General features: G+C 68.9%; 13 protein-coding genes and 1 tRNA gene. 13 read left to right on the top strand and 1 reads right to left on the bottom strand.

The features are described 5' to 3' along the window. Positions 1-40: 40 nt before the first annotated feature. Positions 41-112: transfer RNA gene (locus tag ACWF0M_RS23385), tRNA-Arg, on the bottom strand. A gap of 191 nt (positions 113-303) precedes the next feature. Between ACWF0M_RS23385 and ACWF0M_RS23380 the strand changes: the two genes are divergently transcribed. The 13 genes from ACWF0M_RS23380 (at position 304) to prfA (ending at position 15,059) form a co-directional block, all read left to right on the top strand. Then, the gene (locus ACWF0M_RS23380) at positions 304-489 is read left to right on the top strand and encodes a PspC domain-containing protein (protein ID WP_452237807.1); all 186 of its coding nucleotides are present in this window, start codon (positions 304-306) and stop codon (positions 487-489) included. A 45-nt stretch (positions 490-534) separates the two neighbouring features. Beyond that, positions 535-1,065 carry a hypothetical protein gene (locus tag ACWF0M_RS23375; RefSeq protein WP_452237806.1) on the top strand — a complete coding sequence of 177 codons (531 nt, stop codon included), beginning with the start codon at positions 535-537 and terminating at the stop codon, positions 1,063-1,065. Positions 1,066-1,120: 55 nt separating this feature from the next. Next, complete coding sequence (locus ACWF0M_RS23370; protein WP_452237805.1) at positions 1,121-1,363, top strand: FitA-like ribbon-helix-helix domain-containing protein; 243 nt, start codon at positions 1,121-1,123, stop codon at positions 1,361-1,363. After that, complete coding sequence (locus tag ACWF0M_RS23365) at positions 1,363-1,776, top strand: PIN domain-containing protein (protein WP_452237804.1); 414 nt, start codon at positions 1,363-1,365, stop codon at positions 1,774-1,776. Before ACWF0M_RS23370 ends, ACWF0M_RS23365 begins: the two co-directional genes overlap by 1 nt. Positions 1,777-1,839: 63 nt before the next feature. Then, the gene (gene argS / locus ACWF0M_RS23360; RefSeq protein WP_452237803.1) at positions 1,840-3,498 is read left to right on the top strand and encodes an arginine--tRNA ligase; all 1,659 of its coding nucleotides are present in this window, start codon (positions 1,840-1,842) and stop codon (positions 3,496-3,498) included. Continuing rightward, complete coding sequence (lysA, locus tag ACWF0M_RS23355; protein WP_452237802.1) at positions 3,495-4,898, top strand: diaminopimelate decarboxylase; 1,404 nt, start codon at positions 3,495-3,497, stop codon at positions 4,896-4,898. Before argS ends, lysA begins: the two co-directional genes overlap by 4 nt. Beyond that, positions 4,895-6,187 carry a homoserine dehydrogenase gene (locus ACWF0M_RS23350; RefSeq protein ID WP_452237801.1) on the top strand — a complete coding sequence of 431 codons (1,293 nt, stop codon included), beginning with the start codon at positions 4,895-4,897 and terminating at the stop codon, positions 6,185-6,187. The genes lysA and ACWF0M_RS23350 overlap by 4 nt, the downstream gene beginning before the upstream one ends. A 4-nt stretch (positions 6,188-6,191) precedes the next feature. Further along, positions 6,192-7,256 carry a threonine synthase gene (gene thrC, locus ACWF0M_RS23345; protein WP_452237800.1) on the top strand — a complete coding sequence of 355 codons (1,065 nt, stop codon included), beginning with the start codon at positions 6,192-6,194 and terminating at the stop codon, positions 7,254-7,256. Positions 7,257-7,277: 21 nt separating this feature from the next. Continuing rightward, the gene (gene thrB / locus ACWF0M_RS23340; protein WP_452237799.1) at positions 7,278-8,252 is read left to right on the top strand and encodes a homoserine kinase; all 975 of its coding nucleotides are present in this window, start codon (positions 7,278-7,280) and stop codon (positions 8,250-8,252) included. 326 nt (positions 8,253-8,578) lie between these two features. Next, a complete protein-coding gene (rho, locus tag ACWF0M_RS23335) occupies positions 8,579-10,765 on the top strand; it encodes a transcription termination factor Rho (RefSeq protein ID WP_452237798.1) in 2,187 nt (728 codons plus the stop codon). Positions 10,766-11,142: 377 nt separating this feature from the next. Next, positions 11,143-13,578 (top strand): glutaminyl-peptide cyclotransferase, encoded by a 2,436-nt coding sequence (locus ACWF0M_RS23330; RefSeq protein ID WP_452237797.1) that lies wholly within the window; start codon positions 11,143-11,145, stop codon positions 13,576-13,578. Positions 13,579-13,685: 107 nt separating this feature from the next. Continuing rightward, entirely contained in the window at positions 13,686-13,892 is a 207-nt protein-coding gene (rpmE, locus tag ACWF0M_RS23325) for a 50S ribosomal protein L31 (protein ID WP_452237796.1), read from the top strand. Between the two features lie 90 nt (positions 13,893-13,982). Further along, complete coding sequence (prfA, locus tag ACWF0M_RS23320) at positions 13,983-15,059, top strand: peptide chain release factor 1 (protein WP_452237795.1); 1,077 nt, start codon at positions 13,983-13,985, stop codon at positions 15,057-15,059. The last annotated feature ends 6 nt before the right edge of the window (positions 15,060-15,065 follow it).

Here is a 15,065-nt window from a genome sequence, read left to right as displayed (position 1 = left end):
ACAAAGGCCCGGGTCTGCTGACCCGGGCCTGCTTGTCGCGCGCCCCCGGCAGGATTCGAACCTGCGCACCCGCCTCCGGAGGGCGGTGCTCTATCCCCTGAGCTACGGGGGCTCAGGAACGTGCAGAACAGTAGCAGGAAGTCACCTGATTTCCCGAATTGGGTGGGGCACCCGGTGCGTCGCTGATCGAGGGCCCCGGGACCCCCTGAGCTGACCCTGGAACCGTTGCCGAGTGGGATCAGATCCGCTGTTGGCGTCGTCGTACTGGACGTAAGCTCAACGGTGGAAAGGAAAACGGTTCTCATGGCTAGCTCTCTGGTCCGCCCGTCACACGGTCGCTGGATCGGCGGTGTCTGTGCCGGACTGGCTCGCCGGTTCGGTGTCTCCGCCAACACGATGCGCCTGATCTTCGTGATCAGCTGCCTCCTGCCCGGCCCGCAGTTCCTGATCTACATCGCGCTCTGGATCCTGCTGCCGTCAGAGGACTGACCCCGCTCACCGGCCGTCGCGGTGTACCTGGCAACCTGACTCTCCATGAGAGCAGGCAGGGGGCGCCGGGCGGTCGGTGCGGCAGCGGCGCTGCTTCTCACGAGCTCCGTGGTGGGTGGTTGTCAGGTCGGCCCCGCGGCGCCGGCGGCCGCCGACCTCCGGACCGGTGCACCGCCCTGGGACGCTCCCCGGGACGCGGTCTCGTACATCGACAAGGCGGGGTTCGAACGGCTCCCGCTCGACTTCTCCGGCCCGTCGCCGTACACGCTGACCATCGCGGTCACGGTCGACGGCAAGCCGGTGCAGATCCCGGCCGGGATCGGCGTCGACAAGCTCCGCGCCGAGCAGGCCGCGATCCACACCCACACCACCGACGGCCAGGTCTGGGTCGAGGCCAAGACCGCCGCCGAACACCCCACCCTCGCCCAGTTCTTCACGCTCTGGGGCCTCCGGTACGACGCCAACTGCCTCGCGGACGCCTGCACCGCCCTGAAGATCACCGTCGACGGCAAACCCGCCCCCTGGAGCACCCCACTCACCCGCAACAGCCACATCGCTGTCACCGTACGTCACTGATTCGTGCAATCAATGCTACGCTCTTTGCTATCACCGACGGCAAAGGGGATCGGGTATGGCGGCAATCACTGTGCGAAGTCTCGATGACGACGTGAAGCACCGGCTGCGGATTCGTGCGGCGAAGCACGGCCGGTCGATGGAGGCCGAGGCACGGGCGATCCTCCTCGACGCCGTGTCCGCGGAGGAGGAGCCCAAGAACTGGCTGCTCCTGCTGCACGAGCGCTGCGCGGCGATCGGTGGAGTCGAACTGGACATTCCGCCACGCAGCGGTGGGCACCGGGTGGTCGAGTTCGACTGATGATCGTTCTGGACACCAATGTCATCTCGGAGCTCATGAAGGCGTCCCCCGATCCGGCCGTCTGGCGCTGGGTCAACGGCAATCTCGGCGAGGAGTTGTGTACGACGGCGATCTCGGTCGCCGAGATCCACGACGGCATCGAGCGGATGCCGACCGGCCGGCGGCGTGGTCAGGTGCGGCTGGCCGCGGAGGAGCCGTTCGCCTTCGTCGAGGCCGATGTCCTGTCGTTCACCGCCGAAGCCGCGATGGCCTACTCGGTGGTGGTCCGCGACCGCCGCCGGGCCGGTCTGCCGATCGGACCCATGGACGCGCAGATCGCCGCGATCTGTCTGGTCGAGCAGGCCGCGCTCGCCACCCGGAACACCCAGGACTTCATCCGCACCGGGGTCAAGCTCGTCAATCCCTGGGAATGAGCGTCGTACCGGGCTGTGGATGGTGAGTCAAGGGTTTCGGCGGAGGGCCATTAGGCTGAGGCGGTGACCCCGGAACAGCTCGCTGAGAAGATCCTGCAGGCCCTGGCCGCGCTCGCCGCCGACGGCGCCATCACCGTCGAGGGCGGGCTGCCGCGCGAGCTGAAGGTCGAGCGACCCAAGAACCCCGAGCACGGGGACTACGCGACGAACGTCGCCATGCAGCTCGGCAAGCGCTCCGGGCTGAATCCGCGCCAGTTCGCCGAGCTGCTGGCCGCCCGGCTCCGCGACGACGAGGCCATCACGGCCGTCGACATCGCCGGACCCGGTTTCATCAACCTCCGGGTCGCCGCGGACGCGCAGGGCAAGGTCGCGCAGTCCATCCTCGACGCGGGTCCGGCGTACGGCACCACCGACAGCCTCCAGGGCCGCACGATCAACGTCGAGTTCATCTCGGCCAACCCGACCGGCCCGCTGCACCTCGGCCACACCCGGTGGGCCGCTGTCGGCGACGCGCTGGCGCGGGTGCTGGCCGCGGCCGGTGCGAGCGTCACCCGCGAGTTCTACATCAACGACCGCGGCAACCAGATGGACAAGTTCGGCGCCAGCCTGAAGGCCGCGGCGAACGGCGAGCCGATCCCCGAGGACGGGTACCACGGGGAGTACATCCTCGACCTGGCCAAGCAGATCGTCGCCGAGGTGCCGGGGATCACCGAGCTGCCGGACGACGAGCAGGTGATCGCGTTCCGCGAGGCGGGGTACGAGCGTCAGCTCAAGGAGCAGCAGGCCCAGCTGGAGCATTTCCGGACCAAGTTCGACGTCTGGTTCTCCGAGCGCAGCCTGCACGAGCAGAACGGCGTCGGCCACGCGATCGAGAAGCTCCGCGAGCAGGGCCATCTGTACGAGGCGGACGACGCGCTCTGGATGCGTACGACGGACTTCTCCGACGACAAGGACCGCGTCCTGATCCGCTCGAACGGCGAGCCGACGTACTTCGCCTCCGACGCGGCGTACTACGTGAACAAGCGCGACCGTGGTTTCGAGACCTGTGTCTACATGCTCGGCGCCGACCACCACGGGTACGTGAACCGGCTGAAGGCGATCGCGGCCTGCGCCGGCGACGATCCCGCGCACAACATCGAGGTCCTGATCGGGCAGCTGGTGAAGATCCTCAAGGGCGGCGAGGAGATGAAGCTGTCCAAGCGGGCCGGCACCATCGTCACGCTCGCCGAGCTGGTCGAGGAGGGCGGCGTCGACGCCCTGCGCTACACGCTCTGCCGCTACCCGACCGACTCGCCGCTGACCCTCGACATCGAGGAGATGACCCGGCAGGCCAGCGAGAACCCGGTGTACTACGTCCAGTACGCGCACGCCCGCCTGGCCTCGATCCTGCGGAACGCCGACGAGCTCGGCATCAAGCTGGACGAGTTCGACCCGGGTCTGCTCAGCCACGACCGCGAGGGCGACCTGCTCCGCGCGCTGGCCGAGTTTCCGCGGGTCGTCGCCACCGCGGCGGAGCTGCGCGAGCCGCATCGCATCGCGCGGTACCTCGAGGACACCGCGTCCGCGTTCCACAAGTTCTACGACAGCTGCCGCGTGCTGCCGCGCGGCGACGAGGAGGTGGAGCCGGTGCACAAGGCTCGCCTGACCCTGGTCTCCGCGACCCGGACCGTGCTCGCCAACGGGCTCGACCTGCTCGGCGTCTCCGCACCGGAGCGGATGTGAGGGCGCACGAGGCGGGCGCGCTGCACGCCGACATCGGCCACAAGGCACCGCCCTGGCTGCGTGCGCCGCGGGACCCCAACGACCTGGTCACGTCGCTCTGGTCGACCACCGCGAAGAAGAACGGTGACGGCGCGCTCGAGGTCGGCGGTGTCGACCTGCGCGACCTGGTCGCCGAGCAGGGCAGCCCGGCGTACGTGCTGGACGAGGACGACTTCCGGGCCCGGGCGCGCGCGTTCAAGCACGCCTTCAAGGACTTCGACGTCTACTACGCAGGCAAGGCCTTTCTCAGTACGACGATTGTCCGCTGGGTGATGGAGGAGGGCCTGAACCTCGACGTCTGCAGCGGTGGTGAGCTGGCCGTCGCGCTCCGCGCCGGTGCGGACCCGAAGCGATTGGGGTTCCACGGCAACAACAAGTCGGTGTCCGAGCTGGCCCGCGCGCTGGACGCCGGCGTCGGGCGGATCGTCGTCGACTCGCAGTACGAGATCACCCGGCTGATCGAGCTCGCCGCCGAGCGCAGCACGGTCGCGCCGGTGATGATCCGGGTCACGGCGGGCGTCGAGGCCCACACCCACGCCTACATCGCGACCGCGCACGAGGACCAGAAGTTCGGCTTCTCGATCACCTCCGGCGCCGCCTTCGAAGCCGTTGCCCGGGTCAACGAAGCGCCCGAGCTGGAGCTGCTCGGGCTGCACTCGCACATCGGCTCGCAGATCTTCGACTCGTCCGGTTTCGAGGTGGCCGCGAAGCGCGTGATCGCCTTGCACGCAAGGGTTTCCGAGGAGCTTGGCGTCGACATGCCGGAGCTCGACCTTGGCGGCGGTTTCGGGATCGCGTACACCACCCAGGACGACCCGTCCGACCCGGCGCAGCTGTCCACCGAGATGGGCAAGATCGTCGAGCACGAATGCCGCGCGTTCGAGGTCGACGTACCGAAGGTCTCGATCGAGCCCGGGCGTGCGATCGTCGGCCCGGCGATGTGCACGGTGTACTCGGTCGGCACGGTCAAGGAGGTCGAGCTGGACGCCGGCGCCGCCCGGACGTACGTGTCCGTCGACGGCGGGATGAGCGACAACATCCGCGCCGCGCTGTACGACGCCGACTACTCCTGCACGCTCGCCAACCGGTACTCCGACACCGAGCCGACGCTCGCGCGCGTGGTCGGCAAGCACTGCGAGGCCGGCGACATCGTCGTGAAGGACGAGTTCCTGCCCTCCGACGTCCAGCCGGGCGACCTGATCGCCGTTCCCGGGACCGGTGCGTACTGCCGGTCGATGGCGAGCAACTACAACCACGTACCGCGGCCACCGGTGATCGCGGTCAAGGACGGCCACATGCGCGTCGTCGTACGCCGTGAGACCGAAGACGACCTGTTACGCCTTGATATGGGGGCCGAATGAACGACAAACCTCTCAAGGTGGGCCTGCTCGGTTGCGGAGTGGTCGGCACCGAAGTGGTGCGGATCCTGACCGAGCAGGCGGACCATCTTGCGGCCCGCGTCGGCGCCCCGCTGGAGATCGCGGGCATCGCCGTACGTCGTCCCGGCCGCGCCCGTGACATCGCCGTCGACCCGGCACTCATCACCACCGACGCGCAGGCGCTGGTGTCCCGCGGCGACCTGGACCTGGTGATCGAGGTGATCGGCGGTCTCGAACCCGCCCGCAGCCTGATCCTGACAGCACTCGAGCACGGCGCCTCGGTCGTCACGGCGAACAAGGCGCTGCTCGCCGAGGACGGCCCGACGTTGTTCGCCGCCGCGGAGAAGTACGAGCGCGACCTGTACTTCGAGGCCGCCGTCGCCGGCGCGATCCCGATCCTGCGGCCGCTGCGCGAGTCGCTCGCCGGTGACGACGTGACCCGGGTGATGGGCATCGTCAACGGCACCACGAACTTCATCCTCGACAAGATGGACACCACCGGCGCCGGTTTCGACGAGGCGCTCGAGGAGGCCCAGGCGCTCGGGTACGCCGAGGCGGACCCGACCGCGGACATCGAGGGTTTCGACGCCGCCGCGAAGGCCGCGCTGCTGGCCAGCCTGGCGTTCCACACCCGGGTCTCGATCGCCGACGTGCACCGCGAGGGCATCACCGAGGTGACCGCGACCGATATCGCCTCGGCCCGCGAAATGGGCTGCGTGGTGAAGTCGCTGGCGATCTGCGAGCTCGACGAGGCGACGGATTCGGTGAGCGCGCGGGTGTATCCGGCGATGATTCCGGTCACCCACCCGTTGGCCAGTGTTCGGGACGCGTACAACGCGGTTTTCGTGGAGAGCAAGGCAGCCGGGCGGCTGATGTTCTATGGTCGTGGTGCCGGCGGCGCCCCGACGGCCAGTGCAGTCCTCGGGGATCTGGTGTCCGCCGCGCGCAACCGGCTCAAGGGTGTGCCGGGGGTCGGCGAGTCGTCGTACACCCAGCGGGCCGTGCGGCCAATGGGCGACGCGATGACGCGCTACCACGTGTCGCTGGACGTGGCCGACAAGGCCGGTGTGCTGGCGGCGGTGGCCCAGGCCTTCTCCGAGCACGACGTGTCCATCCAGACCGTCCGCCAGGAGGGCCGGGGCAGTGACGCGCAACTGGTGGTGGTCACCCACACCGCGACCGACGCCGCGTTGTCCGCGACCGTGGAGTCCTTGCGGAACATGGACATCGTCCGTGAAGTCAGCAGTGTGATGCGGGTAGAAGGCGAGTAGTCAAATGGTTCACCAGTGGCGTGGCGTGATCGAGGAATACCGTGACCGGCTGCCGGTCTCGACCGATACCCCGGTCGTCACGCTCGGCGAGGGCGGGACGCCGCTGGTGGCCGCACAGTGGCTGAGCGAGCAGACCGGCTGCGAGGTCTGGCTCAAGGTCGAGGGCAACAACCCGACCGGCTCGTTCAAGGACCGCGGCATGACGGTGGCGATCTCGCTGGCCGCGCAGGCCGGTGACAAGGCGGTCGTCTGCGCCTCCACCGGCAACACCTCGGCGTCGGCTGCGGCGTACGCCGTCCGCGCCGGGATGCTGCCGCTGGTGGTGATCCCGGCCGGCCGGATCGCGAAGGGCAAGCTGGCCCAGGCGGTCGTGCACGGCGCGAAGCTGGTGCAGATCGACGGCGGGTTCGACGACTGCCTGCGGATCGTCCGCGAGCTCGGCAAGAACTACCCGGTCGCGCTGGTGAACTCGGTCAACCCGGTCCGCCTGGAAGGGCAGAAGACCGCGTCCTTCGAGGTCTGCGACGCGCTCGGCGACGCGCCGGACCTGCACCTGCTGCCGGTCGGCAACGCGGGCAACATCGCGGCGTACTGGAAGGGGTACCAGGAGTACGCCAAGGACAAGCTCGCCACCCGGACGCCGAAGATGTGGGGTTTCCAGGCCGAGGGGGCGGCGCCGATCGTGCGCGGCTCGATCGTGGAGAAGCCGGAGACGGCCGCGACCGCGATCCGGGTCGGGAACCCGGCGTCCTGGACGCTGGCCGAGGCCGCGCGGGACGAGTCCGGCGGCCGGATCGAGGCGGTCACCGACGAGCAGATCCTCACCGCACAGCGTGAACTCGCCGCCCGCGAAGGTGTCTTCGTCGAGCCGGCCTCGGCGGCTGGGGTCGCCGGACTGTTGCACGCCAAGGCGCAGGGCTGGTTGCCGGGCGGGTCGACCGTTGTGATCACCGTCACCGGCCACGGCCTGAAGGACATCGACACCGCGCTCGGCCACCTCACCTTCGAGGAACCCCCGGTCACCCCCGCCGATACAGATGCGGTGGCCCGCATCGCGGGCCTGGCCTGAGCAGCCGTGGTGGGAGAGCACGTGAATGCGCCGGCAGGGCTCATCGCGGACGAGTCGGCCGGTTCGAGCGGCAACCGGCGGCCGTGTGATCAGGTGCGGGTTCGGGTGCCTGCGACCAGTGCGAACCTCGGTCCCGGCTTCGACGCGTTCGGGCTGGCGCTGACCTTGTACGACGACCTGGTCGTCACCCCGTGCGGCTCCGGGGTGACCGTCGAGGTGACCGGATGCGGTGACGGCGAAGTACCGCTGGACGAGACGCATCTGGTGGTGCGGTCGATCCGGGCCGGGCTCGAGGCGCTGGGTGCTCCGGTGCCCGGATTCACCGTGCGGTGCGAGAACCGGATCCCGCACGGACGCGGTCTCGGGTCGTCGTCGGCCGCGATCGTCGGCGGGCTCGCGGCGGCGTACGCGCTGGCCGGCGAACCGGTCGATCGCGAGCGCCTCGTCGTACTGGCGAACGAGCTCGAAGGGCACCCCGACAACGTGGCTGCGGCTGCCCTAGGTGGGCTCACAATCGCTTGGACGGAAGGCGAAACTGGCCGCGCGGTCAGGTTGGAGCCGGCGGCTGGAACGGTTGTAGTTGCTTACGTACCGGACAATCGCGTGCTGACCAAACAGGCGCGCGGACTGCTGCCGGGCGTTGTTCCCCACAGTGATGCGGCAGCCAATGCGGGGAAGTCCGCTCTTCTTGTCGCGGCGCTGACCGGGCGGCCGGAGTTGCTGCTGACCGCGACCGAGGACCGGCTGCACCAGGAGTACCGCGAGCCGGCCATGCCGGAGAGCCTCGCGCTGGTGCACAAGCTGCGGGGCAGTGGGCTCGCGGCCATCGTCAGCGGTGCCGGTCCGACCGTCGCCGTACTGGGTGGTCATGACGGTAAGAGCACAGGTCAGGACGAGTTTTTCCGCGGTACGCCGGATGCGCCGGACGGCTGGACGAAGTACGAGTTGGAGATCGATCCAGTCGGCGTACAGGTCTGGTCGATGGAATCCGGCTGAGGTGGGAATGTCGGGCTGCTGACACGCGTTTGACCCACTGAGTCGGCAGAACGACCCGTTGTGGTGCTAGTCTCGACTCACCCGATCCCCTCCAGGTGATCGGTGTGCTCTCGTCACGATCCGGGCTGTGCTCCCGGCACCCTGTGTTGTGTGGCGACCCCCTTGTGGATGTGACCTTGCGCCGCCTGCGTCGGAGATGTCCGGGGGGACCTCAGATCGAGCGAGACAACCTTGTACACCACGTGCCCGTTGTGCGGCCGTGGGTGGAATGAAATGTGTCGATGAGCCGTGTCGGACATCGACGATCCGTGTGGGAAGGACCTCACGTGACAGAAACTGTTGAAGCCTCTAGCGGAGCTGACGCCGCGGCGACCACCGCGACGCGTCGCCGGAAAGCCGGAGGCGGCCTCGAGGGCATGCTGCTCCCCGAGCTCAAGCAGCTCGCCGGGACGCTCGGCATCAAGGGCACCGGCGCACTGCGCAAGGGCCAGCTGATCGAGGCGATCAAGGCCGCCCAGACCGGCGGGTCCGCCGGCTCTTCTGCGGGCGGCCCGACGAGTGGCTCGAAGGCGAAGGTTACGCAGGCGACGCTGGACGAGGCCGCTGAGTCTGCGGCGCCGGCGGTGAAGACCGCGGCGCCCGCGAAGCGCGAGGGCGGCAGCCGCCGGACCCGCGCCGCCGCACAGAAGGACGCGACGCCCGACGCCGCGCCGAACGGTGCTGCCCCCGAGGCCGCCGTCGAAGCGCCGGCCGCAAGGGTCGTCACGCAGCCGGAGGCGGCTGCCCAGAACAGCGCTCAGAACGGTGCAGTCGAGCGGGTTGAGACCCGCACCGAGGTCGAGGACCGTGGTGAGAACCAGGGCCGCAGCCGCGAGCGGGGCCGAGACACCGCACGCGAGCAGGGCCGGGACAACACCCGCGACAGCCGCGACGGCAGCCAGAGCCGTGACCGCAACCGCGACGGCAGCCAGAACCGCGAGCAGGTGCGGGACAACAACCGGGACAGCCAGCGCGACGCGAACCGGGAGAACACCCGCGACGGCCGCGACGGCAACCGCGACAACACCCGGGACAACCGCGGTGACAACCAGCGGACCCGGCAGGACCGGCAGGACCGGCAGGACCGGCAGGACCGGCAGGAACGTCAGGACCGGCAGGAACGTCAGGACCGGCAGGACGACCGGGGCGAGGAAGGCGAGGGCCGTCGCCGGCGCCGCCGGGGTCGCGACCGGGAACGCACCCGCGACGGCCAGCCCACCGGGGGCCGGGACAGCGGTCGTGACAGCGTTCGCGACACCACCCGTACCCGTGGCCGCGGCGAGCGGTACGACACCGAGCCGACGATCAGCGAGGACGACGTCCTCGTCCCGGCCGCCGGCATCCTCGACGTACTCGACAACTACGCGTTCGTCCGGACCAGCGGCTACCTGCCCGGCCCGAACGACGTGTACGTCGCGCTCTCGATGGTGAAGCGCTACGGCCTGCGCAAGGGCGACGCGATCACCGGTGCGGTGAAGCAGCCGCAGGAGGGCGAGCGCAAGGAGAAGTTCAACCCGCTGGTCCGGATCGACACCGTCAACGGTGCGGACCCGGAGATCGCCAAGCAGCGGCAGGACTTCAACAAGCTCACCCCGCTGTACGCGACCGAGCGGCTCCGCCTGGAGACCGAGCCGGGGATCCTCACCACCCGGATCGTCGACATCGTCAGCCCGATCGGCAAGGGCCAGCGCGGCCTGATCGTCTCGCCGCCGAAGGCCGGTAAGACGATGGTGCTGCAGGCGCTCGCGAACGCGATCACCACGAACAACCCCGAAGTACACCTGATGGTCGTGCTGGTGGACGAGCGGCCCGAAGAGGTCACCGACATGCAGCGCACGGTCAAGGGTGAGGTCATCGCCTCGACCTTCGACCGCCCGGCCGACGACCACACCACGGTCGCGGAGCTGGCGATCGAGCGCGCGAAGCGGCTGGTGGAGCTCGGCCACGACGTCGTCGTACTGCTGGACTCGATCACCCGGCTCGGGCGTGCGTACAACATCGCGGCGCCCGCCAGCGGCCGGATCCTGTCCGGTGGTGTCGACTCGTCGGCGCTGTACCCGCCGAAGCGGTTCTTCGGTGCGGCCCGCAACATCGAGGACGGCGGCTCGCTGACCATCCTCGCGACCGCGCTGATCGAGACCGGCTCGAAGATGGACGAGGTGATCTTCGAGGAGTTCAAGGGCACCGGCAACATGGAGCTCCGGCTGCGCCGCGAGTTCGCCGACCGGCGGATCTTCCCGGCCATCGACGTGGTCGCCTCCGGCACCCGCCGCGAGGAGCTGCTGATGTCCAAGGACGAGACCCAGGTGGTCTGGAAGCTGCGCCGGGTGCTGTCCGCACTCGACGGGCAAGCCGCGCTGGAGCTCCTGATCGGCAAGCTCAAGGAGAGCAAGTCGAACATCGAGTTCCTGCTCCAGGTCAACAAGACCACCCCGTCGACCGGCACCAGCCACAGCACCACCAACGGCGACTGAAAGACGGAAGGGACGGGTGTGGTCAACAAGACCACCCCGTCGACCGGCACCAGCCACAGCACCACCAACGGCGACTGAAAGACGGAAGGGACGGGTGTGGTCGACAAGACCACCCCGTCGACCGGCGCCAGCCACAGCACCACCAACGGCGACTGAAAGACGGAAGGGACGGGTGTGGTCAACAAGACCACCCCGTCGACCGGCGCCACCGACGGCGACTGAGCGGTCTGTTTCTCGGCTGGCTGAGGGCGTCCTCAGCTAGCTGAGAAAGGCTGAGAAAAGCTGTTCCCGAGGTTCATCTGGACCTCACCCGAAGGATTCTCCCCCGCGGAAGTGTCCAACCCGTCAAGTACTCACAGACTTCGGCGGGAGTTGGAATGCGCACAATACTGCGGCGATGGCGATGGGGAGCGGCCGTCGGGATCGCGCTGGTAGCGGCCACCGGGATGGCGGCCGCGAACGTGCTGCCCGACCGGCACGCCGGCCCGCGGCCCGACGGCTCCGCGATCACGACGTACGGCTGGCGGGTCACGCCGGCCGGCGACCAGACCAAGCTCGGCGAGAAGCCGTTCGGTTCGGCCCTCAGCCCCGACGGCAAGTACCTCGCGATCAGCAACGACGGCACACGGACCCAGAGCCTCTCGCTGGTCGACGCGGCCACCGGCAAGGTCGTCCAGAGCCTTTCCTACGTCAGCCCGGAGGCACTGTTCATCGGCCTGGCCTGGAGCCCGGACGGCAGCAAGCTCTACGCGGCCGCGGGCGGCAACGACAAGATCCGCGTCTACGCGTTCGGGAACGGCCGGCTGACCGAGGCCGCGCCGATCACTCTGCCGAAGGGCTCGTTCCCCGCCGGCCTGACGATCAGCGCCGACGGCGGCAAGCTCTTCGTCGCCGGCAACGGCAACGGCACGATGTCGGCCGTCGACACCACGACCGGTGCGGTGCTCGGCAAAGTCGCGACCGGACCCAACCCGTTCACCGTCGGACTAACAGCTGACGGAAAAACGGCGTACGTCTCGAACTGGGGGACCAACACGGTCTCGGCAGTGGACACGGCGACCTTGACGGTCCGCAAGACCCTCACGGTCGGCAGCCACCCGACCGCGATCCTCCGCGACCCGGCCACCGGCGAGCTGCTGGTGGCGGTGACCGACGCCGACAAGGTGGTCGGCATCGACCCGGCGACCGATGCGATCACGCGGACGATCGAGCTCGCGCCGTACCGGCACGCGCCGGTCGGTTCCAGCCCGCAGGGCCTGGCGATCACCCCGGACGGCAAGACGCTGTACGTCGCCAACGCCGGGAACAACGACGTCGCGGTCGTCGACCTCGCGCATCAGAACCACGTCACCGGACTGATCCCGACCGGCTGGTACCCGACCACAGTCACGCTCACCAAGGGCAACCGGCTGCTGGTCACGAACGCGAAGGGCCTCGGCGCCGGACCCAACCCGGGCGGCCCGCAGCCGACGAATCCGGTCGTCGACTACTCACAGTACGTCGGTTCGATGATCATGGGCACGCTGTCGAACGTCGCCGTACCGAGCCGGGACGAGCTGGCGCACTACACCCAGAAGGTGCGCGAGAACGACGGCTTCAACAGCGCCGTACACCCGAACGGCCCGGCGAATGTGGTCCCGGTCCGGCCCGGTGACCCGAGCCCGATCAAGCACGTGATCTACGTGGTCAAGGAGAATCGCACGTACGACCAGGTGTTCGGTTCGCTCGGCAAGGGCGACGGTGACCCGTCGCTGAACCTGTTCGGCGACGAGTCCGCCCCGAACCAGCGGCAGCTCGCACGGCAGTTCGTCACGCTCGACAACTTCTACGCCGACGGCGCGGTGTCGTCCGACGGCTGGGAGTGGGCGACCGGGTCGGAGTCGAACGCGTACAACGAGCACCTCTGGCCGGTCGCGTACAGCGGCCGCGGCCGGGGCGATGACGTGTACACCAACCAGGCGACCGACCCGGGCAAGATCACCGGTGACTCGCGGATCTGGGACCGGCTCGACGACTCGGGTATCCCGTACCGCAACTACGGCATGTGGGCCGGCGGTCCGCTGCCGGCCAAGGTGTTCGCGACCGAGCCACGGCTGTCCGCGCACACCGACCCGAACTACGCCGCGCAGAACGGCGATATCCGGGACAACACCCGCGTCGACGAATGGCTGAAGGAGTTCACCGCGGCCGACACCCTGCCCACCATGCAGTTCGTCCGGCTCGGCAACGACCACACGTTCGGTACGTCGGTCGGCAAGCCGACGCCGAGGGCCGCGGTGGCCGACAACGACCTCGCACTGGGCCGGATCGTCGACGCGGTGTCGCACAGCAAGCACTGGAAGGACACCGCGATCTTCGTCACCGAGGACGACGCGCAGAACGGGCCCGACCACGTCGACGCGCACCGCACGGTCGCGCTGGTGGTCAGCCCGTACACCCAGACCGGCAAGGTCGACTCGACGATGTACAGCACGGTCGCGATGATGCGGACGATGGAGCTCATCGCCGGGATCGGGCCGCTGACCCAGTTCGACGCCGCGGCGACCCCGATGACGGCGAGCTTCACCGGCCGGCCGGACTTCGCGCCGTACGACGCCCGCACCCCGTCGCAATCGCTCGACGAGAAGAACACTGCGAGCTCCCCGATGGCGGCGGAGTCGTCCGGGATGAACTTCTCCCAGGCGGACGTGGCGCCGGAGCAGCAGCTCAACGAGGCGATCTGGAAGAGCGTGAAGGGTGCCGACAGCGCGATGCCGGCGCCGCGGGGCGCTCCGGCGAGCGGGGCGGAGGCGGCTGAGGAGGGTGGGCGCTGACCCGGATTTCCGGTGAATTGCCTGCTCATGGCAGACTAGAGAGCTGGTTCCGGTTCACGTTCGCACCGTGTGGACGACCCGGGACACCTGATACCTAGGAGACTGTCTTGAAGAGCGACATCCACCCGACGTACGTCGACACCACGGTGACCTGTACCTGTGGCGCCTCGTTCACGACGCGCTCGACCGCGGAGAACGGCGTGATCCACGCCGACGTGTGCTCGCAGTGCCACCCCTTCTACACCGGCAAGCAGAAGATTCTCGACACCGGTGGCCGGGTGGCCCGCTTCGAGAAGCGGTACGCCAAGAAGTAGCTTTCCTGCCGCGCGCCGGTTTCGCCTGTCATGGGCGGGACCGGCGCGCGGTTTGTGTTGTCAGGGTTTGTTCGAGAGGAGGAGTGCGGCATGTTCGAAGCGGTCGAGACATTGAAGGCGGAGTACGCCGAGCTGGAGCGGCAGATGGCTGAGCCGGAGCTGCACTCCAACCAGGCCAACGCCCGCCGGGTCGGCAAGCGGTACGCCGCGCTGGCGCCGGTGGTCCGTACGTACGACGAGTGGTTGCAGACCGGCGACGACATCGAGGCCGCGCGTGAGCTGGCGCACGAGGACTCGACGTTCGCCGAGGAGGCGGTCCGGTTGACCGCGCGCCGCGAGGAGCTCGCCGAGCGCCTGCAGACGCTGCTCGTCCCGCGGGACCCCAACGACGACAAGGACGCGATCCTCGAGATCAAGGCGGGTGAGGGCGGCGACGAGTCCGCGCTGTTCGCCGGCGACCTGCTGAAGATGTACCTGAAGTACGCCGAGTCGCAGAACTGGAAGACCGAGGTGCTGGACTCGGCCGAGTCCGACCTCGGCGGGTACAAGTCGATCACGGTCGCGGTGAAGGCGAAAGGTACGCCGGAACCGGGCGAGGCGCCGTACGCGAAGCTGAAGTTCGAGGGCGGCGTGCACCGGGTCCAGCGGGTGCCGGTGACCGAGTCGCAGGGGCGGATCCACACGTCCGCGGCCGGCGTACTGGTCATGCCGGAGGCCGAGGACGTCGACGTCGAGATCGACCAGAACGACCTGCGGATCGACGTATTCCGGTCGTCCGGTCCGGGTGGGCAGAGCGTGAACACGACCGACTCCGCCGTACGCATCACGCACCTGCCGACCGGCATCGTCGTCTCGATGCAGAACGAGAAGTCGCAGCTGCAGAACCGTGAGCAGGCGATGCGGGTGCTGCGGTCCCGGCTGCTCGCCGCGGCCCAGGAAGCGGCCGACCAGGAGGCGTCCGACGCTCGCCGGCTGCAGATCCGGACCGTCGACCGGTCGGAACGGGTCCGCACCTACAACTTCCCGGAGAACCGCTTCTCCGACCACCGCGTCGGCTACAAGGCGCACAACCTCGACCAGGTCCTCGGCGGCGAACTCGCACCGGTGATCCAGGCCCTGACCGAGGCCGACCTGGCCGCCCGGCTCGAGGCCGTTGATTCACAGTGAGATTTG

This window comes from Kribbella sp. NPDC055110, from assembly GCF_053607525.1.
The sequence above is the reverse complement of the archived record's forward strand: the minus strand, read 5'-3'. Positions and strand labels throughout refer to the sequence as shown.

Bases quoted from the DNA above. Each gene is read 5' to 3' on its own strand.
- ACWF0M_RS23380 (WP_452237807.1), top strand. From the start codon at position 304: ATGGCTAGCTCTCTGGTCCGCCCGTCACACGGTCGCTGGATCGGCGGT.
- ACWF0M_RS23375 (WP_452237806.1), top strand. From the start codon at position 535: ATGAGAGCAGGCAGGGGGCGCCGGGCGGTCGGTGCGGCAGCGGCGCTG.
- ACWF0M_RS23370 (WP_452237805.1), top strand. From the start codon at position 1,121: ATGGCGGCAATCACTGTGCGAAGTCTCGATGACGACGTGAAGCACCGG.
- ACWF0M_RS23365 (WP_452237804.1), top strand. From the start codon at position 1,363: ATGATCGTTCTGGACACCAATGTCATCTCGGAGCTCATGAAGGCGTCC.
- ACWF0M_RS23350 (WP_452237801.1), top strand. From the start codon at position 4,895: ATGAACGACAAACCTCTCAAGGTGGGCCTGCTCGGTTGCGGAGTGGTC.
- thrC (WP_452237800.1), top strand. From the start codon at position 6,192: ATGGTTCACCAGTGGCGTGGCGTGATCGAGGAATACCGTGACCGGCTG.
- ACWF0M_RS23330 (WP_452237797.1), top strand. From the start codon at position 11,143: ATGCGCACAATACTGCGGCGATGGCGATGGGGAGCGGCCGTCGGGATC.
- prfA (WP_452237795.1), top strand. From the start codon at position 13,983: ATGTTCGAAGCGGTCGAGACATTGAAGGCGGAGTACGCCGAGCTGGAG.